Source organism: Enterobacter sp. CP102 (assembly GCF_025152625.1).
Lineage (GTDB): Bacteria > Pseudomonadota > Gammaproteobacteria > Enterobacterales > Enterobacteriaceae > Enterobacter > Enterobacter soli.
Genome location: NZ_CP104014.1, coordinates 2,847,897 through 2,870,548, shown reverse-complemented (window position 1 = coordinate 2,870,548; position 22,652 = coordinate 2,847,897). Strand labels below are relative to the sequence as shown.

Here is a 22,652-nt window from a genome sequence, read left to right as displayed (position 1 = left end):
GGAGTAAGAAAACTCTTAATACTGTTTATTTTACGTTACATTACAAATTTTAATATAGTTTAAATACCTAAACATGAGTACACATTTAATGGTTTATTAACTTATTGAAATTAAAGGTTTTGAGTATTTATCATATAGATTATCGCAATGAGAAAATAACAAGGAGATGGGTGTAATGTGCAGCGCGATAATCAATGGGAAAACAATATATCTTTCCGAAAATATATGATGTTATCGAAAAATTGCGCCAGATCATTTTTCTTCCCTGTGCCTATTTCTGTGATCCGAACGGAAGTTTGTTCTCGCGCATTATGAAAAAATGAAACATCGTTTTATCTTTTTATTAAATGGTGAGGTAAAAATGGCTAAGGTTGCGGTGCTGCTGGCACCAGGGTTTGAAGAAGCAGAGGCAATTATTACGATTGATATTCTGCGTCGCATGAATATTGAAGTGGAAACGCTCGCCTGTGCGGAGTCTCGTGCCGTGGTGAGCTACCACGATATCCCCATGGTGGCAGACAGTACGTTGCTGGAACGTATCGATACGTTGTATGACGCCGTCGTATTGCCCGGCGGGCCGCAGGGGAGCGTAAATCTGGCGGCCAACAGGGATGTCCTGCGTTTTGTCGCGGCGCATGATGAAAGCGGCAAATTTATCTGCCCGATCTGCTCTGCTGCCGCCCGGGTGCTCGGCGCGAATGGCCTGCTGAAGGGGCGTCGTTACGTCTGTTCCGGTGATTTATGGCAGCAGGCCAGCGACGGCGTCTATGTCGATGCGCCGGTGGTGGAGGACAAAAATCTCATCAGTGGTAAAGGGCTTGGACACGCCTTTGATTTTGCGCTGACCCTTTCTGCGCGTCTGCTGGGTGACGAAATTCCGGTGCGCGATCACGCCGATCACATCTATTACGCCTGGTAATTTTCTGGCCGGGCGTTATGGCGTCCGGCTTACAGGGATTTCTTAGCTGACCTTATGGATAATTCTGCTTAGCTGTCTTTCATTTGTCCGACAATATCTGCCGTTTTTATGTCATTTTCCGCTGAATTTATGTACGCAATTACTGTAATTCTGCGGTGTGATGGCGCTCTCTTATGGATGATTAATTTCCCGCTAAAACTATCACCAGCACTAACGCTTATGACAAGGTAAGCGCTAATGCCTTGTTTTAAGTCCGATTAAATAAGAAGCACGCAAATATTCCCTACAGAAAAGAATGCTAAAGCTGGAGTTTACCATGCACAAATTTACTAAAGCTCTGGCGGCCGTTGGACTGGCTGCTGTTATGTCACAATCCGCTATCGCAGAAAATTTAAAACTCGGTTTTTTGGTAAAACAACCTGAAGAACCCTGGTTCCAGACAGAATGGAAATTCGCTGATAAAGCCGGGAAAGATTTAGGGTTTGACGTCATTAAAATTGCGGTGCCGGACGGTGAAAAGACCCTGAATGCCATTGATAGCCTGGCAGCCAGCGGCGCGAAAGGATTCGTCATCTGTACGCCTGATCCAAAACTCGGTTCCGCGATTGCCGCAAAAGCGCGTGGCTATGACATGAAAGTCATCGCCGTTGATGACCAGTTCGTCAATGCCAAAGGCAAACCAATGGACTCCGTGCCGCTGGTGATGATGGCAGCCACCAAAATCGGTGAACGCCAGGGCCAGGAACTCTATAAAGAGATGCAAAAACGCGGCTGGGATGTGAAAGAAACAGGCGTGATGGCCATTACCGCGGATGAGCTGGACACTGCCCGCCGCCGCACCACCGGTTCGATGGATGCCCTGAAAGCGGCCGGTTTCCCTGAAAAACAGATCTATAAAGTGCCGACCAAATCCAACGACATTCCGGGGGCGTTTGATGCGGCTAACTCCATGCTGGTACAGCATCCTGAAGTGAAACACTGGCTGGTGGTCGGTATGAACGACAACACCGTGCTCGGCGGTGTGCGTGCAACAGAAGGCCAGGGCTTCAAAGCACCAGACGTTATCGGTATTGGTATCAACGGCGTTGACGCCGTGAGCGAACTCTCTAAAGCCCAGGCGACCGGCTTCTACGGCTCTTTGCTGCCAAGCCCGGACGTACACGGCTATAAATCCAGTGAAATGCTCTACAACTGGGTGACCAAAGGGGCGGAACCGCCGAAATTCACCGAAGTAACCGACGTGGTGCTGATCACCCGCGATAACTTCAAAGAGGAGCTGGCGAAAAAAGGACTGGGCGGTAAGTCATAAGTAATTCGCTGTGATTGTGCCCCTCATGTCGCCGTGAGGGGCCAGACGTACACACTACAGGAATCACGGAGTCGTTATGCAACAGTCCTTACCGTATCTCTCTTTTCGCGGCATAGGTAAAACATTCCCCGGTGTAAACGCGCTGACCGATATCAGCTTCGATTGCTATGCCGGCCAGGTTCACGCCCTGATGGGGGAGAATGGCGCGGGGAAATCCACGCTGTTGAAAATCCTCAGCGGCAATTACACCCCAACCACCGGTACGCTTGCCATTCGCGGCGAAGAGGTGGCATTTGCCGACACCACAGCCGCACTGAATGCGGGTGTGGCCATCATTTATCAGGAGCTGCACCTGATCCCTGAAATGACGGTGGCTGAAAACATCTATTTAGGCCAGCTCCCGCACAAAAGTGGCGTGGTAAATCGTTCGCTACTCAATTATGAAGCGGGGCTGCAATTAAAACACCTTGGGCTGGATGTCGATCCACAAACGCCCCTGAAGTATCTCTCTATTGGCCAGTGGCAGATGGTGGAAATTGCGAAGGCGCTGGCGCGTAACGCCAAGATTATTGCCTTCGATGAACCTACCAGTTCGCTCTCTGCGCGCGAAATTGAAAACTTGTTCCGCGTAATACGCGAGCTGCGTAAAGAAGGTCGCATTATTTTGTACGTTTCGCACCGCATGGAAGAAATTTTCGCCCTCAGCGATGCGATTACGGTGTTCAAAGACGGGCGTTATGTCCGCACCTTTAGCGACATGCAGCAGGTCAATCACGATCAGCTGGTGCAGGCGATGGTCGGACGCGAGCTGGGGGATATTTATCACTGGAAATCCAGAGAGTATGGTCCTGAACGCCTGCGTCTGGATAACGTCAAAGCGCCTGGCGTACGTACGCCGATTTCATTATCGGTACGCAGCGGTGAAATCGTTGGGCTGTTTGGCCTTGTCGGGGCGGGGCGCAGCGAGCTAATGAAAGGGCTGTTTGGCGGGACGCGCATCACCGAAGGGCAGGTCACTATCGACGGCGAGCAGGTCGATATCCGCAAACCCGCCCACGCCATCAGGGCAGGGATGATGCTCTGCCCGGAAGACCGCAAAGCCGAAGGGATCATTCCTGTGCACTCGGTGCGCGACAACATCAACATTTCAGCAAGGCGTAAGTTTATCCGCGCTGGCTGCCTGATTAACGATGGCTGGGAGTCGAGCAACGCCGATCATCACATCCGGTCGTTAAATATTAAAACTCCGGGGGCGGAGCAGTTAATCATGAACCTCTCCGGCGGTAACCAGCAAAAGGCGATCTTAGGCCGCTGGCTGTCGGAAGATATGAAGGTCATTTTGCTGGATGAACCCACCCGCGGAATCGACGTTGGGGCAAAGCACGAAATCTATAACGTGATTTATGAACTGGCAAAACGCGGTGTGGCAGTGCTGTTCGCCTCAAGCGATCTGCCAGAGGTGCTGGGGGTTGCCGACCGCATTGTGGTGATGCGTGAAGGTGAAATTGCCGGTGAATTGCTTCATGAACAGGCGAATGAACAACAGGCGTTGAGTCTCGCCATGCCTAAAGTTAGCCAGGCTGTCGCCTGAGTAAGGAGTTAATGATGTCCTCTGTTACTACATCTGGATCACCAAAGTCGGCATTCAGTTTTGGCCGCATCTGGGATCAGTACGGGATGCTGGTGGTTTTTGCCGCCCTGTTCATCGCCTGTTCCCTGTTTGTCCCGAACTTTGCCACTTTCATTAATATGAAGGGGCTGGGACTGGCGATTTCCATGTCTGGCATGGTGGCCTGTGGGATGCTGTTCTGCCTGGCGTCCGGCGATTTTGATTTGTCTGTTGCCTCTGTGATTGCCTGTGCTGGCGTCACAACGGCGGTGGTCATCAATATGACCGAAAGCCTGTGGATTGGTGTCTTTGCCGGGCTGCTGCTTGGGGTGATAAGCGGTCTGGTGAACGGCTTCGTGATTGCGCGCCTTAAGATTAACGCGCTGATCACCACCCTTGCGACAATGCAAATTGTGCGCGGTCTGGCTTATATCATCTCTGACGGTAAAGCGGTCGGGATTGAAGACGAGCGCTTCTTTACCCTGGGTTATGCCAACTGGTTAGGTCTGCCTGCGCCAATCTGGCTGACGGTGGCCTGTCTTATCCTGTTCGGCTTCCTGCTTAACCGCACCACCTTTGGTCGCAATACGCTGGCTATTGGCGGTAATGAAGAAGCGGCGCGTCTGGCGGGGGTTCCGGTGGTACGCACCAAGATAATCATCTTTGTATTGTCCGGACTGGTGTCGGCAGCGGCGGGGATTATCCTGGCATCGCGTATGACCAGCGGTCAGCCAATGACCTCTATCGGCTATGAGCTGATTGTGATTTCAGCCTGTGTTCTGGGCGGGGTATCCCTGAAAGGCGGCATCGGAAAAATCTCATATGTGGTGGCCGGTATTCTGATCCTGGGGACGGTAGAAAACGCCATGAACCTGCTGAACATCTCGCCGTTCTCGCAGTATGTGGTACGTGGCCTGATCCTGCTGGCAGCGGTAATCTTCGACCGTTACAAGCAAAAAGCGAAGCGCACCGTTTAAGCCATTTCCCACCTTTTTACGACCCAACCTATAACTGTAGTTGACCCTCTAACCCACCGGCCAGTTTCCCTGGCTGGTGGGTTCCTGAATGGCGAGCAACGTCACACTGTCTATACTTACATGGCTAATGATGGGGTAACGGTTTTACCTCACAAAACCCTGTAAGGAGGAAGAGGGTGGCTGACCTGTTAACTGCACCGCCTGTACGGCCCGGACACTTTGCATTCTTTTTTGACCTCGACGGCACACTCGCCGAGATAAAACCGCATCCCGACCAGGTGGTCATACCCACTGCGGTTCTTCAGATGTTGGATCAGCTCTCGCAGATGAATGAGGGAGCACTGGCATTGATATCAGGGCGTTCAATGGCCGAGCTGGATACGCTCGCCAGGCCTTATCGCTTTCCGTTGGCGGGTGTCCACGGAGCGGAGCGCCGCGACATCCATGACCAAACCCATATCGTTTCTCTCCCGGATGATTTAATTGCTCTGCTGCACACGCAGCTTACGTCTGAGCTTGCCCGGCTTGCAGGCACGGAGCTTGAAGCCAAAGGCATGGCCTTTGCGCTGCACTATCGTCAGGCGCCGCAGCATGAAGCCGCGGTGCTTGCGCTGGCAAAGACGCTGGTGGATGCACATCCTCAACTGGCGCTTCAGCCAGGGAAATGCGTGGTCGAGATAAAACCTGCCGGGATCAACAAAGGCGCGGCAATCAGTGCCTTTATGGGAACCGCGCCGTTTAAAGGGCGGACGCCGGTATTTATCGGCGATGACCTGACGGATGAAACCGGGTTTGCAGTCGTCAACCGGGCCAAAGGCATATCGGTAAAAGTTGGACCGGGTGAAACAAACGCCGGATGGCGTCTGGGTAATGTCGGCAGTGTCTGGCAGTGGATAACGGATGTCGCTAATCAGCAAATCGCACAACACAGCGGGAGGAGCCAGTATGGGTCGCTTAGTCGTCATCTCTAACCGGATTGCACCACCGGACGATAAGAAGTCCAGCGCAGGGGGTCTGGCTGTAGGGGTGTTAGGTGCCTTAAAAGCCGCCGGAGGCCTGTGGTTTGGCTGGAGCGGTGATATCAGTAATGAAGATAAGCCCCTGAAGAAAGTGACGCGGGGCAACATTACATGGGCGTCCTTCGCTCTCAATGAGAAAGACTACGAAGAGTATTACTCTGAGTTCTCGAATGCCGTGTTATGGCCTGCGTTTCACTATCGTCTGGATCTGGTGAACTTTCAGCGCGGTTCCTTTGAGGGCTATACGCGGGTTAATGCGCTGCTGGCGGATAAACTGCTGCCATTAATCGAGCCGGACGATATTTTATGGGTGCACGATTACCATCTGCTCCCCTTTGCCAGAGAGCTGCGAAATCGCGGTGTGAATAACCGGATCGGCTTTTTCCTGCATATTCCGTTCCCTACGCCAGAAATATTCAACGCGCTGCCGCCACATGAAGAGCTGCTGGAAGGGTTATGTGACTACGATCTGCTGGGGTTTCAGACCGAAAATGACCGGCTGGCATTCCTCGATAGCGTCTCAGGCAAAACCCGGCTGGTAACCAATGGCGGCAAGTCGCATACCGCGTGGGGCAAACCGTTCCATACCGATGTCTATCCTATCGGTATCGAGCCTGATGAAATTGCCGGGCAGGCCGCTGGGCCGTTGCCGCCAAAACTGGCGCAGCTTAAGAATGAACTCAAGCATGTTAAGAATATCTTTTCGGTTGAACGATTAGATTACTCCAAAGGTTTGCCGGAGCGTTTTCTTGCCTATGAAGCACTGCTGGAAAAATTCCCTCAGCATCACGGTAAAATTCGCTACACCCAGATAGCGCCCACCTCACGTGGTGAAGTGCAGGCCTACCAGGATATTCGTCATCAGTTAGAGACGGAAGCGGGGCGCATTAACGGTCGTTACGGGCAATTAGGCTGGACGCCACTCTTTTATTTAAACCAGCATTTTGAGCGGAAGATCCTGATGAAGGTTTTCCGCTATGCCGATGTCGGGCTGGTGACACCTTTGCGAGACGGCATGAATCTGGTAGCGAAAGAGTATGTCGCCGCGCAGGATCCTGCCGATCCTGGGGTGTTGGTGTTGTCACAGTTTGCCGGGGCGGCAAACGAATTGACCTCTGCGCTGATCGTGAATCCTTACGATCGCGATGATGTGGCTAATGCACTCGATCGTGCGCTGAATATGCCGCTTACTGAGCGTATTTCACGTCATGCGGAGATGTTGGATACCATCCATAAAAATGACATTAACCACTGGCAGGCGCGTTTTATTCGCGATCTGCGCAGTATCACGCCGCGGGATACGGAGCAACGTTTACAAAAAAAAGTCGCGACATTCCCTAAGCTGGCATAACACCTTCCGGGGGTATTATTTACCCCCGAGAGGCACTAACAGCACGTCAACCTGGCTTGATGCAACAATCGATTTTGCAGAACAGGCCGCTCTGGAAAAGAAACTGTGGTTATGATTACCGCAAATAACCAGGTCAATATTCTGTTTTTGACACATGCTAAGAATATGTTCGTTTAATTCACCCGTGGCAATGACGGTGTCATAAACAGGATATTGTGCCTTCTCAACCAGCTCCCGCAGAAATTGCTGCGTCTCTTCCTGCAATACGTCACGAATATCTTCAAGCATCGGTGCGGCCAGTTGATTGTACATCTCTGGCTCAGCCGCAAGGGTTATCAGGGTTATCCGGGCATTGGTGGGCCTGGCGATGGAGACCGCACGGGCGACAAGTTGGTGGCTTTCGGGTGAAACAGCAACAGAAACAAGAAGATGGGTGTAGCTCATCACGCACTCCTTTGGCATCTGAAACACAGTGTTTCAATCAGCATTACCGCGATTTTGCCGCTTCTGCAAGAGGTGAATACGACATTAGTGTGAACCTTATCATAATTATTCATTAATTATTCTTATAAGAGGAATAATCAAATAATGCTTCTGAATGATAAAAATTAACAACTTAACGTAAATAAAACAAAGATAGTGTTGGACTGTTAAATCGTTATAACGGGTTATCAACCCAGGCGGGATGATAACGCATGGAAATTTGTTAAATGCAATATATATATAACTATATGTTTTTAATGGATTATAAGTGCATGTCTCTATCTTAGAGATATCATCAGTGGCAAACCTGCTAAACAGCGGGTCGCTAAGCAATTGTCATACCCAACCTCTTCATACTTCTGCATGAGTATTCGTCCATTAAGAATATAAAATAGTGTCAACAGGTCAATATATAACCAATTTACAAGTCATGCTGATGGATTTATCGGTAACATTCGCTTAAATTATGTGATGGAGATCACATTTTTTTTAAATTTTGGGTGAGGTCGCATTGTATGTGTCAGAGCTGACGAGTAGAGTTTGCGTCGAATTAGGAAAAATCTTAGTTATTTGTAAGAAATGATAAAACGTGTAACCAACTCAGCAGAGTGCTGGGATATTGCGCGTTTTGCTGCATACAAACCTTAATTCAACTATGCATTTGGCCTTTTCTTTTTTATACCGGGTGATTTCCCGGCGACATCACGGGGTGCGGTCTTTCCGCATAAAAATAATAGTAGTTATTCGGGATGGGAAAAATGCATACATCCGAGTTGCTAAAACATATCTATGACATCAACTTGTCATATTTACTGCTCGCGCAGCGTTTGATAAGTCAGGACAAGGCGTCCGCGATGTTTCGTTTGGGTATTAACGAAGAAATGGCAACCATGCTGGGCGGGTTAACCCTTCCACAGATGGTAAAGCTGGCGGAAACAAATCAACTTGTATGTCAGTTCCGTTTTGATAATCCTCAGACTATCACGCGTTTGACTCAGGAATCCCGTGTTGATGATCTGCAACAGATCCATACCGGTATTTTACTTTCGACCCGCTTGCTCAGCGAAATCAGCCAGCCTGATGACGCAGCCCGTAAGAAAAGGGCGTAAAAATGAGCGAAAAAAGCATTGTTCAGGAAGCGCGTGACATACAGCTGGCAATGGAACTGATTACGCTGGGTGCTCGTTTACAAATGCTGGAAAGTGAAACCCAGCTGAGCCGTGGTCGCCTCATCAAACTGTATAAAGAATTACGTGGCAGCCCACCGCCAAAAGGGATGCTGCCGTTCTCAACGGACTGGTTTATGACCTGGGAACAGAACATCCACGCGTCGATGTTCTGCAACGCCTGGCAGTACCTGCTGAAAACAGGTCTGTGCAGCGGCGTTGATGCCGTGATCAAAGCGTATAAACTCTACCTTGAGCAATGCCCACAGCAGAATGACGATGGTCCACTGCTGGCCTTAACCCGCGCCTGGACACTGGTGCGTTTTGTTGAAAGCGGAATGCTTGAACTGTCACGCTGCAACTGCTGTGACGGTAATTTTATTACCCATGCTCATCAGCCTGCTGGCAGCTTTGCCTGTAGTTTATGCCAGCCTCCATCCCGGGCCGTAAAAAGACGTAAACTTTCCCGGGATGCTGCCGATATTATTCCACAACTGCTGGATGAACAGATCGAACAAGCTGTTTAACCCGAACGTGTGGGCAAGATTCCAGCAGCGGTAAGAAATTACCGCTGCTTTTTTTTACCCCGCATTCCGGTCACACACTCGAAATGAACGTCCTGCCTTAGTCACTAGCGGAAGGATGATGTCGTGCTTATCTTATTAGGTTACCTGGTAGTTCTCGGTACAGTTTTCGGCGGTTATATGATGACCGGCGGGCACCTTGGAGCACTCTATCAACCGGCCGAACTTATTATCATCGGCGGCGCAGGGGTAGGGGCTTTTATCGTTGGTAACAACGGTAAATCGATCAAGGGGACGCTGAAAGCTATTCCACTGCTGTTCCGTCGCTCGAAATACACCAAAAGCATGTATATGGATTTGCTGGCGCTGCTCTATCGCCTGATGGCGAAGTCGCGCCAGCAGGGGATGTTCTCGCTGGAGCGAGACATTGAAAATCCAAAAGAGAGCGAAATCTTTGCCAGCTACCCGCGCATTATTGCCGACGCCATGATGCTGGATTTTATCGTTGATTATCTGCGTCTTATCATCAGTGGCAACATGAACACCTTCGAAATCGAAGCGCTGATGGACGAAGAGATCGAAACCCACGAAAGCGAATCCGAAGTGCCGGCAAACAGCCTGGCACTTGTGGGCGACTCGCTTCCGGCTTTCGGTATCGTTGCAGCGGTCATGGGGGTAGTACACGCCCTGGCGTCTGCGGATCGTCCGGCGGCGGAGCTGGGTGCCCTGATTGCACACGCAATGGTCGGGACCTTCCTCGGTATTTTGCTGGCCTACGGTTTTATTTCTCCGCTGGCAAGCGTGCTGCGTCAGAAGAGCGCCGAAACCACCAAAATGATGCAGTGCGTGAAGATCACGCTGCTCTCTAACCTCAACGGCTATGCACCGCCGATCGCTGTCGAATTCGGTCGTAAAACGCTTTACTCCAGCGAACGTCCATCGTTTATCGAGCTGGAAGAACACGTACGTGCGGTGAAAAACCCAAATCAACAGACGACAACTGAGGACGCATGAAAAACCAGTCCCATCCGATCGTCATCGTAAAAAAGCGCAAGCACAAGGGCGGCGGGCATGGCTCGCACGGCTCCTGGAAAATAGCTTACGCCGATTTTATGACCGCAATGATGGCGTTCTTTCTGGTGATGTGGCTTATTTCCATCTCCAGCCCGAAAGAGCTTATCCAGATTGCCGAATATTTCAGAACCCCGCTGGCGACAGCGGTAACAGGTGGGCAGCGTATCGCGAACAGCGACAGCCCAATTCCTGGCGGCGGTGACGACTACACCCAACAAAAGGGTGAAGTGAAAAAGGAGCCGAACATTGACGAGCTGAAAAGACGGATGGAACAGGCGCGCCTGAAAAAACTGCGTGGCGATCTGGATCAGTTGATTGAAGCCGATCCGAAACTGCGCGCATTACGCCCGCACCTGAAGATTGACCTCGTGCAGGAAGGTTTGCGTATTCAGATTATTGATAGTCAGAACCGCCCAATGTTTAAAACCGGCAGTGCCGAAGTTGAACCTTACATGCGCGACATTTTGCGTGCCATTGCGCCGGTTCTGAACGGGATCCCAAACCGCGTCAGCCTGTCAGGACACACGGACGATTTCCCGTATGCCTCGGGTGAGAAGGGATACAGCAACTGGGAACTTTCTGCCGACCGTGCCAACGCCTCGCGTCGCGAGCTGGTGGCGGGTGGGCTTGATGATGGCAAGGTACTGCGCGTGGTCGGCATGGCCGCAACGATGCGCGTCTCCGACCGCGGGCCAGATGATGCCATCAACCGTCGTATCAGTCTTTTAGTGCTGAACCAGCAGGCGGAGCAGGCCATCCTGCATGAAAACGCCGAAAGTCAGAATGAGTCACTGGACGATTTAAAACAGCCTGGGGCCGTACCTTCGGCTGCCGTTCCAACATCGCCACCAGCCAATCCGAGGTGATAGCGTGAGCATGGATATTAGCGATTTTTATCAGACATTCTTTGATGAAGCCGACGAATTGTTGGCTGATATGGAGCAACACCTGTTGGATCTGGTGCCTGAAGCACCGGATTCAGAGCAGCTCAATGCCATCTTCCGTGCGGCGCATTCTATTAAAGGCGGAGCAGGGACGTTTGGTTTTACCATCTTGCAGGAAACAACCCATTTAATGGAAAACCTGCTCGATGAAGCTCGCCGCGGTGAGATGCAGCTCAATACCGACATTATTAACCTGTTTTTGGAAACCAAAGATATTATGCAGGAACAGCTCGACGCCTATAAAAGCTCGGCAGAGCCTGATGCCGCCAGCTTTGAATACATCTGCAACGCGCTGCGTCAGTTAGCGCTGGAAGCAAAAGGTGAAGCAGCGGCTCCCGCTGTTAGCCCGGCAACCCTGAGCGTTGTCGATGCCGTTGAAGACGCAGCGCCTGCCGCTGCTGCCAGCAAGCTGCGCGTTGTGCTGTCTCGCCTGAAAGAGAGCGAAGTCAATCTGCTGGAAGAAGAGCTGGGTAATCTGGCCAAATTAAGCAATGTGGTGAAAGGCAAAGACAGCCTTGCCGCAACGCTTGAAGACGGCATTAGCCAGGACGATATCGTGGCGGTGCTGTGCTTCGTCATCGAAGCCGATCAGATTGATTTTGAGACAGAAACGGCTCAGGCCCCTGCGCCAGCCGAAGCGGTGGTGGCGGTTGCTGAAGTGGCAGCACCCGCTGTCGTTCCTGCGGCACCCGCGCTGAAAGCGGTGCCAAAAGAACCAGCTGCACCTGGCCGCGGAGAAAAACCGGCGGCACGTTCAAGTGAATCCACCAGTATTCGCGTGGCGGTCGAGAAAGTTGACCAGCTGATTAACCTGGTGGGCGAACTGGTGATCACCCAGTCTATGCTGGCCCAGCGTTCCAACGAACTGGACCCGGTCACTCACGGCGATCTCATCACCAGCATGGGTCAGTTACAACGTAACGCCCGCGATTTGCAGGAATCGGTGATGTCCATCCGTATGATGCCGATGGAATATGTCTTCAGCCGCTTCCCGCGTCTGGTACGTGACCTGGCTGGTAAACTGAACAAACAAATCGAACTGACGCTGATGGGCAGCTCTACCGAACTGGATAAGAGTCTGATCGAACGCATCATCGATCCATTAACGCACCTGGTGCGTAACAGCCTTGACCACGGTATCGAACTGCCGGAAAACCGCGTTGCTGCGGGTAAATCACCGGTCGGTAACCTGATTTTGTCTGCGGAACACCAGGGCGGCAATATCTGTATTGAAGTGACCGACGACGGTGCTGGCCTGAACCGCGAGCGTATTCTGGCGAAAGCGATGTCTCAGGGCATGGCGGTTAGCGAAAATATGACCGACGAAGAAGTAGGGATGCTGATCTTTGCACCTGGCTTCTCGACAGCTGAACAGGTGACGGACGTTTCCGGCCGTGGCGTAGGCATGGACGTGGTGAAACGTAATATCCAGGAAATGGGTGGTCACGTTGAGATCCAGTCTAAACAAGGTTCCGGTACAACTATTCGCATCCTGCTGCCGCTGACGCTGGCGATTCTGGATGGGATGTCGGTCAAAGTGGCCGACGAAGTCTTCATTCTGCCGCTGAATGCGGTAATGGAATCCCTGCAACCGCGTGAAGAAGATCTGCACCCACTGGCGGGTGGCGAGCGCGTACTGGAAGTACGTGGCGAGTATCTGCCGCTGGTTGAACTGTGGAAAGTATTCGAAGTTAATGGCGCGAAAACCGAAGCGACGCAAGGCATCGTGGTTATTCTGCAAAGCGCCGGCCGCCGCTATGCACTGCTGGTCGATCAGCTGATTGGTCAGCATCAGGTGGTGGTGAAAAACCTCGAAAGCAACTACCGCAAGGTGCCGGGAATTTCTGCCGCCACCATCCTGGGCGATGGTAGCGTTGCGCTGATCGTTGATGTTTCAGCGCTTCAGGGATTAAATCGTGAACAACGTGTGGCATACACAGCCGCCTGATTAAGAAAAGGTAATAACATGACCGGTATGAGTAATGTAACGAAACTGGCGGGCGAGCCATCTGGACAGGAGTTCCTGGTCTTCACTTTAGGCGATGAAGAGTACGGAATCGACATCCTTAAAGTGCAGGAGATCCGTGGTTACGATCAGGTTACCCGTATTGCTAACACCCCCGCCTTTATCAAGGGCGTGACGAACCTGCGCGGTGTGATTGTGCCAATCGTTGACCTGCGCGTGAAGTTCAGCCAGGGCGATGTGGATTACAATGACAACACCGTGGTGATTGTCCTGAATCTGGGTCAGCGCGTTGTGGGTATTGTTGTTGATGGCGTATCTGATGTGCTGTCGCTGACCTCCGACCAAATTCGCCCTGCGCCGGAGTTTGCGGTAACGCTGTCTACCGAATATCTGACCGGTCTGGGTGCGCTCGGCGAGCGTATGCTGATTCTGGTGAATATCGAGAAGCTGCTGAACAGCGATGAGATGGCGCTGCTGGATATCGCTGCGAGTCATGTAGCATAGGTAAATGCAAAACGGCAACCTGGTTGCCGTTTTTAGTGTTTGCACCCTCTCCCGTGGGAGAGGGACGGGGTGAGGGCAACAGACCTCACCCTTTTTTTACATCTTAAGCTTCCTGCTCCACCAGCTCGGTTTCCGCTTCCCGCGCACCTTCGTTCTGCGACAGCATCGCCGTCGCAATCCCGTTACCCAGCACGTTAATCGCGGAACGACCCATATCCAGGAAGTGGTCAATTCCCATCAGCAGCAGAATACCCGCCACCGGAATATTAAAGCTTGGAATGGTCGCCGCCAGCACCACCAGGGAAGAACGCGGAACACCCGCAATCCCTTTGGAGGCCAGCATCAGCGTCAGCATCAGCACCGTCACTTCGGAGAAACTCAGATGGATGTTGTACGCCTGGGCGATAAACATAGAGGCGAAAGAGCAGTACACCATTGAGCCGACCAGGTTAAAGGAATAACCAATTGGCAGAACGAAAGAGGCGATATTGCGTGAACAGCCAAAACGCTCCAGCTGCTCCAGCGTTTTTGGATACGCCGCTTCAGAGCTGCTGGTGGTAAACGCGACCAGCACCGGATCTTTCAGCATACTGACCAGGCGAAACACCTCTTTTTTCAGCACCATGTAACCCACAGCCAGTAGCACCATGCAGGTGAGCAGGATGGCAACATAGTAACCGCCGATAAATGACGCGTAGTTCAGCAGAATGCCCAGACCCTGGGTGGCAATAACGGATGAGATAGCCGCGAAAATGGCCAGTGGCGCAACGTACATCACGTAGCCCGTCACCTTCAGCATGATGTGAGAAACCACATCCAGCGCGGCAACCAGCGGAGCATTGAATTTTTGACCCAGCGATGCACCACCAATACCGAAGAACATCGAGAACACCACGATTTGCAGGATCTCGTTATTTGCCATGGCACCCGCAATACTGGTTGGAATGGTGTGGGACAGGAAGGCTTTCAGCGTCATCCCGCCTACGGCCAGACCGGTATCAACCGCTTCGGTCGGGATCGCCAGGTTCAGGCCGCTCCCCGGATGTTCCAGGGTGACAATAAACAGCCCCACCAGAATAGAGAGCACGGAGGAGCTGATAAACCACACCATCGCTTTACCGCCAACACGGCCAATGGTCGAAGTTTCGCCCAGCTTCATAATGCCGACGGTTAACGTACTGAATACCAACGGCGCTATCACCATTTTAATCAGTCGCAGGAAAATATCGGTCAGCAGCGTGATGTTATCCGCCCAGGCGGTAATGACATCCTGTGATGCGTACTCGTGAATGGCTGCCCCTGAAAGAATACCCGCCAGCATGAATATCACGATGAAGAGTGTGAGTTTGTTTGCACTTGCCACGAAAAAAGACCCTCTATGCGCTAAAGATTCATCCCCGCGCCGATACATATAGATTTTTTATTACAGCGCAGGAAAATATTCGGCACATAAATTGACGTAAAGCGAGGGGGGATACAACTGCTTTTTAATTTTTATTAATTTTGTTGCTAATGCCGTGACGATATATTGTGACGCTCATCACGTTTTTATGGATATATCCTCAGAATGCGACGCGTTTAATTCTTTTAAATCGTGTTAACTGTTTGTTTTTTCATTAACTAACTTGTCAATACGGCAAAAGTTGTACGTCCCCTGGCAAGAGTGGTTGAAGCGGTAACCATCAACTAAATTCTCATTAACCCCCTCTCGCGTTAGTTCAGTGGGGCTAACATATTGAACAGTATCAATAAAATGTAGCAAGCGAATGGCGACATCTTCTGGAGGGTGGAAAATGAAAAGAAAACGCCTTTTGATATTTGCAGGCACCCTGCTGATCGCAACGACCGCCTGGCAGGCGCAGGCCGTAACCAGTAGCGGCACCATCGGCGCGACGCTGACGCTGACCAACGGTTGCCTGATCAACGGATCCCCCACTCAAAACGGAATTAACTTCGGGACGCTGGATTTCGGGACCCATCCAGCGACCTTTTCCACCCTGACTACCCAGTTGACCGGGGCCAGCGGCGGTAACACCTTCACGATCCAATGCACCACCGCCAGCTTCACGGTAGCGATAACCGGCAATACCAACTCCACCGCGCCGGGTACCGTTGTCGGAACACCGGGAACGCCCGCGCGTTACCTGATCAATACCGCCAATGCGGCACAGGGTGTGGCATATAGCCTGTACAGCGACAGCGGATTTAACAACATTATCGCCAATAACGCAGCGTTGCCGGCAGCGTCGACGACGGGCGGGGTGAGCAGTTACACCCTGTACGGACGCATCACCGGAGGCGGCAACAGCGTTACGGTTGTCCCGGGAACCTACACTGACACCATCAACGTCAGCGTAACCTACTAGTTCCAGCCATGAAGGCATTCTGGTTATGTCTGCGCAAAAGCGCAGAGGGTTTCGTGCAACCTTTTTTTGGCCTCGCGATGGGGTTGATGCTGGCACCCATCGCCGGGGCGGTGACGTCACAGCCGTTTAAAGTCACTGCGACCATTGTGCCGGGCTGCTCGGTCACCTCCGGAACCGGTGGGATTTTGGGGACTCTGGATTTTGGCACACATACCGGGGTGGAAAGCGCCCCGGTCAGCACCAGCTTTGTGCCCAACGGGGCATTGTCCATTGCCTGTACGCCAGGCGTGGCGCTGAGTATGAGCATCGATAGCGGGCAGAATTACGCTTCTGTACGGCGAATGAAACGTTCAGGCGGAACCGATGTTGTGGCGTACCGACTCTACAGCAGCAGTTCTCTGGCCGCGAACAGTGAGATTGGGGTCAACCAGGCGGTTGCGGTGACCTATACCAACAGCAACAACATCTCACTGCCGCTCTTCGGTGTGGCGCTCCTGACCGGGTTTAGCCCGGCTGGTGCGTATTCTGATCAACTCGTCGTGACGTTGTCATGGTGATAAAGGGAGAGAATCGATGCAGCCATTATTCAGGCATCTTTGTCTGGTGAGTATATTGGGGGCCACCGCTGCTGCAACGAGCCAGGCGCAGGCGGCGGCGACCATTCTGTTATGGCCCATCGACCCGTGGCTTTCGGCAGAGACCAAAGCCACGGAATTGTGGATCCAGAATCAGGGCAACAGCGCGACGACCATGCAGGTGCGCATTGTGCGCTGGAAGCAGGAAGCGGGGTTTGAACGCTATACCGCACAGCAGGATGTTGTCGCCAGCCCGCCGATTGTCACCATCGGTAAAGGCAGCAAGCAGCTTATCCGTCTGATCAAACAAGGCTCTGTCCCGATGGGGGTCGAGCAAGCCTACCGCATTATCGTGGATGAAATTCCCCAGCCAGATGCCAAAGCCGAACCGGCCATCGGCCTTAAACTCCAGATGCGCTACTCCATTCCGCTCTTTGTCTACGGGCAAGGGATCCCGACCATAAAAGAGGGGGCACATCATGCGCTGGTAGAGAGTAAAAATCTGAGCTGGCGGGTGACGCAGGAAGCAGGGCACCCTGTGCTTGAGGTGCGCAATCAGGGGGATGTGCACGTCAGGCTGAGTCAGGTCACGCTGGATCAGGGCGGGCAGAAACGCACGGTTGCCGATGGATTGCTGGGTTACGTGCTGCCCGGCAGTACCCGCAGCTGGCCGATCCCGGCGGGAATTCGCCAGCCAGAGCAGATGAGCGCGCAGATTAATGCCAGGGATACGCAATGGCAGTCGACGCCCGTCAACTGAAACCGGCGATGATTATCCTGTTCTGCGTCAGTACCAGCACCTGGGCCGAGCCTGGCGATGACAGTTTGCCACCGCCACCGCAAGCCCAGGCGATAAATGGTGAGGCCGTTTTCCAGCTTGCTCTCGTACTGAACCATTACGACACCGGGCTGGTGGTGCCTGTCACGCAGCGCGATGGTGCTTATTTTATCTCCAGCGCCGATCTGCTGCGCGCCGGGCTTCCCCCCGAGCATGTGCCGAATGGGGACGTCAATCTGTCCACGCTTTCTCAGGTGCGCGTGGAGTACGACAGCGCCGCCCAGCGGCTGTTGTTAACCGTGCCCCGCGACTGGGTTTCATCCCGCGTAACGCCGTTTAGCGGCATGGCGGCGCAGAGCAAACCCCACTATGGCCGGGGGGCGCTGTTTAATTACGATCTCTATACCAACCACACCGACCACATTGGCGGCCAGGCGTCTCTCTGGCATGAATTCCGCTACTTCAACGAAAACGGCTCCTTTTCATCTACCGGCTACGCCCGGCAAAATTTCTCCGGGGACAATGGTCAACAGGAAGGTTACGTGCGCTATGACACCACCCTGTTGATGACCAACGAAGACGATGCAACGACCTGGACTGCCGGGGATGTGATAAGCGATGCCCTGAGCTGGAGCAGCAGCGTGCGGATGGGCGGGATAAGCTACGGGCGTGATTTCTCCTTGCGCCCGGATCTGGTGACCTGGCCGCTGCCGGAGTTCTCGGGGGAAGCGGCCGTGCCCACTTCCGTCGATCTGTTTATCAACGGCTATCGTTCGGGCTCGACTCAGCTTCAGCCGGGGCCGTTCACCCTGACAAACCTGCCCTATATCAACGGTGCAGGGGATGCGGTGCTGGTGACCACTGATGCGCTGGGGCGACAGGTCAGCACAACGCTGCCGTTTTATGTCACCAGTGATGTGCTCAAACAAGGGCTGAGCGACGGCGCGGTAACGCTCGGGAGCCTGCGGCGAAATTACGGAATTAAGAGTTTCGACTATGGCCCGGCGGCAGGCAGCGGATCGTATCGCTATGGTCTTACCGACTGGCTGACGCTGGAAGGACACGCAGAAGGCGCGCAAGAGCTGGCGCTGGGCGGGGCAGGTACGGTAGTGAAGCTCGGACGTTTTGGCGTGGTGAATACCTCATATACCCGCAGTCATATGCGCGGGGACGATGGCGGGCAAATCAACTGGGGGTATCAATACAGCACCAGTGAGTTTAGCCTGGCGACCCAGCATAGCCGGCGCGGCCGCGGCTATGGCAACCTGGCCCTGTACGACCAGCCGACGGTCTATGATGAAAACAACCGTCCAATTGCCAGTTTTAGCCGCAATACTGACCAGTATTCCCTGACCTTTAACCTTGGGCAGTACGGCAATATCGGCGCGGCCTGGATCGGTGTCGAGAGTTTTGATAACCAGAAAACGGAGCTGCTGAATCTCTCCTGGAGCCGCAATCTGTGGGGGGCCAGCAGCATCTATCTGGCCGCCAGCCGCGACCAGCAGCGGGGTGACTGGACGGTTGCGCTCTCACTACAGGTGCCGCTGGGTGAACGTGACAGCGCCGCCGTCACCTTTGAAAATACGCCGGATGCAGGCAGCACACAGCGCATCAACTACAACCACTCCATGCCTTCCGACGGTGGGTTCAGCTGGAATATGGCGTGGGCTAACCAGTCGCGGGCGAATAACTATCAGCAGAGCACGCTGGGCTGGCGCAACAATAATATTGAATTGCAGGGCGGCGGTTACGGCGAACAGGACATGATGACCTGGTGGGGCGAGGCGATGGGCTCCCTTGTGCTGATGGACGGCGAGCTGTTTGCCGCCAACAAAATCAATGATGCGTTCGTGGTGATCAGCACCGATGGCCACCCGGATGTTCCCGTCAGCTATGAGAACCAGCCGGTCGGCAAAACCAATAACAACGGTTATCTGCTGGTGAGCGGCGTGTCGGCCTATTATCCGGCGAGCTACAGTATTGATACCCTGAATCTGCCTGCCGACACCCGGCTGAAAGAGACCGAGCGGCGGGTGGCGATCCGCCGTCACAGTGGCTATCTGGTCGATTTCCCGATGGAGCAAGAGCGGGTGGCAAGCGTGATCCTGCATGATGCGCAGGGGCAGGATATCCCGGTGGGAAGCCAGGTGCGACGCGCCTCGCGAAGTAATGCGGTGGTGGGGTATGACGGTATTGCCTGGCTGGAAAATCTCAGCGATGTGAATCCGCTGGATATCACCACCCCGGACGGAAAACACTGCACGGTGACGCTGACCATTGGCGCAAACCCGGAACATAAGCTGCAAACCTACGGGCCACTGGTGTGCCGGGAGGGGCCGTGAAGCGCCTGCTGCTGTTGCTATTGCTGCTCTTTTCCGGCGGCAGCTGGGCGGTCTGTACTATCAGTACGGTAAATGCCGCTTTTGGCAACGTTGGGTCATTTTCCCTCAGCGGAACCGGGGAGGTGGAAACCACCGGAACTCTGGTGGTTTCCTGCGATGCGATACTCAATCTTTTGACTAACGATTCGGTGACGCTGAGTTACACCTCGGCATCGGTGTCCGGTAACAGTCGCGCCACGATGAAACGCACCGACAACGCAACCATCACTGACGTAATCCCCACGCGCCTGTGTGGTTTATCGGGCTGTGCAAGCAACAGTGAAGTGCAAATCAGTCAGACCTACACCTGGAGTGGCAACACGCTGCTGGGGCTGCTGGGGTCGAAGCAGTACAACATCCCGCTCTATTTCCGTACCGTGGCCGGGCAGAACGTCACGGCCGGACCGTATCAGGTGCTGTTGACCTTCAGCATCAACTATAACGTCTGTTCTGTGGGCGTTCTGGGACTCTGTACTACGCCGCAAACGGGGACGGCGACGACAAGTATTCTGCTCAACATGACCGTGACCAACGACTGTAGCGCCATGACCGCACCGGACGTGAACTTCAACAGCGCGCCGCTGGTACAAAATTTCCCTACCATTTCACAAGCTATCGCCGTGACCTGCACCAAAGGCAGCACTTACACCATAGGAATTAACAATGGTGCCAACGCGCTGAACAATGTTCGCCGTATGGTTAACGGCAGTAACTATATGAGTTACGACATCTATAAAGAAGCCACTACCAGCCGCTGGGGCGGTAGCGGCACCGAGCGCTGGGCCAGCTCAGCCTCTTCGCAGCTGAGCACAGACGGCCTGCTGCGCACCTATAACTACACGGCCAAAGTGCTCACCAACCAGACCACCCCACCTGCCGGAACCTACACCGACACCCTGATTGTCGATGTGGCGTTTTAACGGCGTTTTCCCTTTCGCAAATGTAAAGTTCCTGTGGTCAGTGCCGATAACACCGTTAATAAATCTATGAGAAGGTGTTGTATGTTGAACCGTATCCGCGTTGTCACAATGCTTATGATGGTGCTGGTCATTTTCGCGCTTCTTCAGCTCATTTCGGGCGGGCTTTTTTTCTCGTCGTTAAAAAATAATCAGGACAGCTTTGCCGCATCAAACGATCTGCGTTTACAGCAGAGCGAACTGACATCGACCTGGGATTTGATGCTGCAAACGCGCATTAACCTGAGCCGCTCTTCTGCCCGCATGATGATGGACCCCAATAACCAGCAGAGCACTGCGAAAACGGATCTGCTGAAAAATGCCCGAGCAACGCTTGCCGATGCCGCGAAACACTACGACGCCTTCAAGAAAATTGCCCCGCAGCCTGCCATGGAGCAGGTGAGCAGCAACATCGATGAAAAATACACGGCCTACTTTGCGGGCCTGACGGAGCTGATTCAGTTCCTGGAAAGCGGCAACATGGATGCCTACTTCGCACAGCCAACCCAGGGGATGCAAAACGCCCTCGGCACAGCGCTGGGTGAATACGCCAAAGCCAGTAACGACCTGTATCACACCTCCTTTACCGAAAGTCAGAACGACTACCGCTTCGCCAAATGGCAGATGGCCGTACTGGCGCTGGCGCTGGTGATTGTGCTGGTTGGCGTGTGGTATGGCATTCGCCACATTCTGCTGAATCCACTGGGCCGCGTGATTGCCCATATCCGTGAAATCGCCAGCGGTGACCTGACCAAAACGCTGACCGTGTCCGGGCGTAATGAAATCACGGAGCTGGCGAACTCCGTTGACCATATGCAGCGCTCGCTGATTGATACCGTGACCAATGTGCGTCAGGGATCGGATGCCATTTATACCGGCACCAGTGAAATTGCGATGGGCAACAACGATCTCTCTTCACGTACCGAACAGCAGGCTTCGGCGCTGGAAGAGACTGCCGCCAGCATGGAAGAGTTAACGGCGACCGTGAAGCAGAACGCCGACAACGCCCGTCAGGCTTCTCAGCTTGCCGAAAGCGCCTCTGAAACCGCTCAGCGCGGTGGCCGTGTGGTGGATGGTGTGGTGAAAACCATGCATGAAATTGCCGACAGCTCGAAGAAAATCGCCGACATCATCAGCGTTATCGATGGTATTGCCTTCCAGACCAACATCCTGGCGCTGAACGCCGCGGTTGAAGCCGCTCGCGCCGGTGAACAGGGCCGTGGGTTTGCGGTAGTGGCCGGTGAAGTGCGTAATCTGGCAAGCCGCAGTGCTAACGCGGCGAAAGAGATTAAAGCGCTGATTGAAGATTCCGTTTCCCGTGTGGATACCGGCTCTGTGCTGGTGGAAAGCGCAGGGGAAACCATGAATGACATCGTGAATGCCGTTACCCGCGTAACGGACATCATGGGTGAAATCGCCTCTGCATCGGATGAGCAGAGTCGTGGTATTGACCAGGTCGCCCTGGCGGTATCTGAAATGGATCGCGTGACACAGCAAAACGCCGCGCTGGTGCAGGAGTCCGCCACGGCGGCGGCTGCGCTGGAAGACCAGGCGAGCCGTCTGAAGATGGCCGTCTCGGCGTTCCGTCTTGCTTCGAAAACGACAAATACGGTCAACGCGCGTGCAGTGCACAGTGAATCGGCAACTGCCCCGGCAGCGGCTCGCACCCGCACCGTGACGACCGGACAAGATGAAAACTGGGAAACATTTTGACTGAACTTTAAACCGCGGCTGCTTGCCGCTTAATGGGA

Annotated in this window: 20 protein-coding genes; 18 read left to right on the top strand and 2 right to left on the bottom strand. The window is 53.4% G+C overall.

What is annotated here, in order from left to right:
* Positions 1–361 precede the first annotated feature (361 nt).
* The 6 genes from N1249_RS13600 to otsA all read left to right on the top strand — a co-directional run bounded on the left by N1249_RS13600 (position 362) and on the right by otsA (position 7,184).
* Positions 362–919: a DJ-1/PfpI family protein gene (locus tag N1249_RS13600; RefSeq protein ID WP_259830056.1), complete on the top strand. Its 558-nt coding sequence runs from the start codon at positions 362–364 to the stop codon at positions 917–919.
* A gap of 316 nt (positions 920–1,235) precedes the next feature.
* Positions 1,236–2,228 carry an arabinose ABC transporter substrate-binding protein AraF gene (gene araF / locus N1249_RS13595; RefSeq protein WP_166715898.1) on the top strand — a complete coding sequence of 331 codons (993 nt, stop codon included), beginning with the start codon at positions 1,236–1,238 and terminating at the stop codon, positions 2,226–2,228.
* Positions 2,229–2,304: 76 nt separating this feature from the next.
* Positions 2,305–3,819, top strand: coding sequence for an L-arabinose ABC transporter ATP-binding protein AraG (araG, locus tag N1249_RS13590; protein ID WP_014070727.1), 1,515 nt, complete (start codon positions 2,305–2,307; stop codon positions 3,817–3,819).
* Positions 3,820–3,833: 14 nt separating this feature from the next.
* Positions 3,834–4,814, top strand: coding sequence for an L-arabinose ABC transporter permease AraH (araH, locus tag N1249_RS13585; RefSeq protein WP_257273398.1), 981 nt, complete (start codon positions 3,834–3,836; stop codon positions 4,812–4,814).
* A gap of 176 nt (positions 4,815–4,990) precedes the next feature.
* Positions 4,991–5,785, top strand: coding sequence for a trehalose-phosphatase (gene otsB / locus N1249_RS13580; RefSeq protein WP_257273397.1), 795 nt, complete (start codon positions 4,991–4,993; stop codon positions 5,783–5,785).
* Positions 5,760–7,184, top strand: coding sequence for an alpha,alpha-trehalose-phosphate synthase (gene otsA / locus N1249_RS13575; protein ID WP_257273396.1), 1,425 nt, complete (start codon positions 5,760–5,762; stop codon positions 7,182–7,184). The genes otsB and otsA overlap by 26 nt, the downstream gene beginning before the upstream one ends.
* Positions 7,185–7,199: 15 nt before the next feature.
* Here otsA and uspC read toward each other — a convergent pair whose 3' ends face one another.
* The gene (gene uspC, locus N1249_RS13570; RefSeq protein ID WP_257273395.1) at positions 7,200–7,628 is read right to left on the bottom strand and encodes a universal stress protein UspC; all 429 of its coding nucleotides are present in this window, start codon (positions 7,626–7,628) and stop codon (positions 7,200–7,202) included.
* Between the two features lie 797 nt (positions 7,629–8,425).
* Here uspC and flhD point away from each other — a divergent pair.
* The 6 genes from flhD (at position 8,426) to cheW (ending at position 13,845) form a co-directional block, all read left to right on the top strand.
* Positions 8,426–8,776, top strand: coding sequence for a flagellar transcriptional regulator FlhD (gene flhD, locus N1249_RS13565; protein WP_257273394.1), 351 nt, complete (start codon positions 8,426–8,428; stop codon positions 8,774–8,776).
* Positions 8,777–8,778: 2 nt separating this feature from the next.
* Positions 8,779–9,360: a flagellar transcriptional regulator FlhC gene (flhC, locus tag N1249_RS13560; protein WP_014070721.1), complete on the top strand. Its 582-nt coding sequence runs from the start codon at positions 8,779–8,781 to the stop codon at positions 9,358–9,360.
* A 123-nt stretch (positions 9,361–9,483) separates the two neighbouring features.
* Positions 9,484–10,371, top strand: coding sequence for a flagellar motor stator protein MotA (gene motA / locus N1249_RS13555; RefSeq protein ID WP_094935636.1), 888 nt, complete (start codon positions 9,484–9,486; stop codon positions 10,369–10,371).
* Positions 10,368–11,297 carry a flagellar motor protein MotB gene (gene motB / locus N1249_RS13550; RefSeq protein WP_257273393.1) on the top strand — a complete coding sequence of 310 codons (930 nt, stop codon included), beginning with the start codon at positions 10,368–10,370 and terminating at the stop codon, positions 11,295–11,297. Before motA ends, motB begins: the two co-directional genes overlap by 4 nt.
* 4 nt (positions 11,298–11,301) lie before the next feature.
* Positions 11,302–13,323 (top strand): chemotaxis protein CheA, encoded by a 2,022-nt coding sequence (gene cheA, locus N1249_RS13545; protein WP_257273392.1) that lies wholly within the window; start codon positions 11,302–11,304, stop codon positions 13,321–13,323.
* 18 nt (positions 13,324–13,341) lie between these two features.
* A complete protein-coding gene (gene cheW / locus N1249_RS13540; RefSeq protein ID WP_008500420.1) occupies positions 13,342–13,845 on the top strand; it encodes a chemotaxis protein CheW in 504 nt (167 codons plus the stop codon).
* Positions 13,846–13,948: 103 nt separating this feature from the next.
* On the opposite strand, the gene N1249_RS13535 is transcribed toward cheW, so the two are convergent.
* On the bottom strand, positions 13,949–15,208 hold the full coding sequence (locus N1249_RS13535) for a dicarboxylate/amino acid:cation symporter (protein WP_257273391.1): 1,260 nt from the start codon (positions 15,206–15,208) through the stop codon (positions 13,949–13,951).
* A 430-nt stretch (positions 15,209–15,638) separates the two neighbouring features.
* On the opposite strand from N1249_RS13535, the gene N1249_RS13530 reads away from it, so the two are divergent.
* The 6 genes from N1249_RS13530 to tar all read left to right on the top strand — a co-directional run bounded on the left by N1249_RS13530 (position 15,639) and on the right by tar (position 22,614).
* On the top strand, positions 15,639–16,211 hold the full coding sequence (locus N1249_RS13530) for a spore coat U domain-containing protein (RefSeq protein ID WP_257273390.1): 573 nt from the start codon (positions 15,639–15,641) through the stop codon (positions 16,209–16,211).
* A gap of 8 nt (positions 16,212–16,219) precedes the next feature.
* Positions 16,220–16,768 carry a spore coat U domain-containing protein gene (locus tag N1249_RS13525; RefSeq protein WP_257273389.1) on the top strand — a complete coding sequence of 183 codons (549 nt, stop codon included), beginning with the start codon at positions 16,220–16,222 and terminating at the stop codon, positions 16,766–16,768.
* Positions 16,769–16,784: 16 nt separating this feature from the next.
* Positions 16,785–17,546 (top strand): molecular chaperone, encoded by a 762-nt coding sequence (locus N1249_RS13520; RefSeq protein ID WP_259830034.1) that lies wholly within the window; start codon positions 16,785–16,787, stop codon positions 17,544–17,546.
* Complete coding sequence (locus N1249_RS13515; RefSeq protein ID WP_259830032.1) at positions 17,522–19,906, top strand: fimbria/pilus outer membrane usher protein; 2,385 nt, start codon at positions 17,522–17,524, stop codon at positions 19,904–19,906. Before N1249_RS13520 ends, N1249_RS13515 begins: the two co-directional genes overlap by 25 nt.
* The gene (locus tag N1249_RS13510; RefSeq protein ID WP_259830023.1) at positions 19,903–20,865 is read left to right on the top strand and encodes a spore coat U domain-containing protein; all 963 of its coding nucleotides are present in this window, start codon (positions 19,903–19,905) and stop codon (positions 20,863–20,865) included. Before N1249_RS13515 ends, N1249_RS13510 begins: the two co-directional genes overlap by 4 nt.
* Positions 20,866–20,946: 81 nt before the next feature.
* A complete protein-coding gene (gene tar / locus N1249_RS13505) occupies positions 20,947–22,614 on the top strand; it encodes a methyl-accepting chemotaxis protein II (protein WP_259830021.1) in 1,668 nt (555 codons plus the stop codon).
* Positions 22,615–22,652 lie beyond the last annotated feature (38 nt).

What these genes read in the sequence shown, in the direction of transcription:
- N1249_RS13600 (WP_259830056.1), top strand. Translation starts at nt 362, where the DNA reads ATGGCTAAGGTTGCGGTGCTGCTGGCACCAGGGTTTGAAGAAGCAGAG.
- araF (WP_166715898.1), top strand. Translation starts at nt 1,236, where the DNA reads ATGCACAAATTTACTAAAGCTCTGGCGGCCGTTGGACTGGCTGCTGTT.
- araG (WP_014070727.1), top strand. Translation starts at nt 2,305, where the DNA reads ATGCAACAGTCCTTACCGTATCTCTCTTTTCGCGGCATAGGTAAAACA.
- araH (WP_257273398.1), top strand. Translation starts at nt 3,834, where the DNA reads ATGTCCTCTGTTACTACATCTGGATCACCAAAGTCGGCATTCAGTTTT.
- otsA (WP_257273396.1), top strand. Translation starts at nt 5,760, where the DNA reads ATGGGTCGCTTAGTCGTCATCTCTAACCGGATTGCACCACCGGACGAT.
- uspC (WP_257273395.1), bottom strand. Translation starts at nt 7,628, where the DNA reads ATGAGCTACACCCATCTTCTTGTTTCTGTTGCTGTTTCACCCGAAAGC.
- flhD (WP_257273394.1), top strand. Translation starts at nt 8,426, where the DNA reads ATGCATACATCCGAGTTGCTAAAACATATCTATGACATCAACTTGTCA.
- flhC (WP_014070721.1), top strand. Translation starts at nt 8,779, where the DNA reads ATGAGCGAAAAAAGCATTGTTCAGGAAGCGCGTGACATACAGCTGGCA.
- motB (WP_257273393.1), top strand. Translation starts at nt 10,368, where the DNA reads ATGAAAAACCAGTCCCATCCGATCGTCATCGTAAAAAAGCGCAAGCAC.
- cheW (WP_008500420.1), top strand. Translation starts at nt 13,342, where the DNA reads ATGACCGGTATGAGTAATGTAACGAAACTGGCGGGCGAGCCATCTGGA.
- N1249_RS13530 (WP_257273390.1), top strand. Translation starts at nt 15,639, where the DNA reads ATGAAAAGAAAACGCCTTTTGATATTTGCAGGCACCCTGCTGATCGCA.
- N1249_RS13525 (WP_257273389.1), top strand. Translation starts at nt 16,220, where the DNA reads ATGAAGGCATTCTGGTTATGTCTGCGCAAAAGCGCAGAGGGTTTCGTG.
- N1249_RS13520 (WP_259830034.1), top strand. Translation starts at nt 16,785, where the DNA reads ATGCAGCCATTATTCAGGCATCTTTGTCTGGTGAGTATATTGGGGGCC.
- N1249_RS13515 (WP_259830032.1), top strand. Translation starts at nt 17,522, where the DNA reads ATGGCAGTCGACGCCCGTCAACTGAAACCGGCGATGATTATCCTGTTC.
- tar (WP_259830021.1), top strand. Translation starts at nt 20,947, where the DNA reads ATGTTGAACCGTATCCGCGTTGTCACAATGCTTATGATGGTGCTGGTC.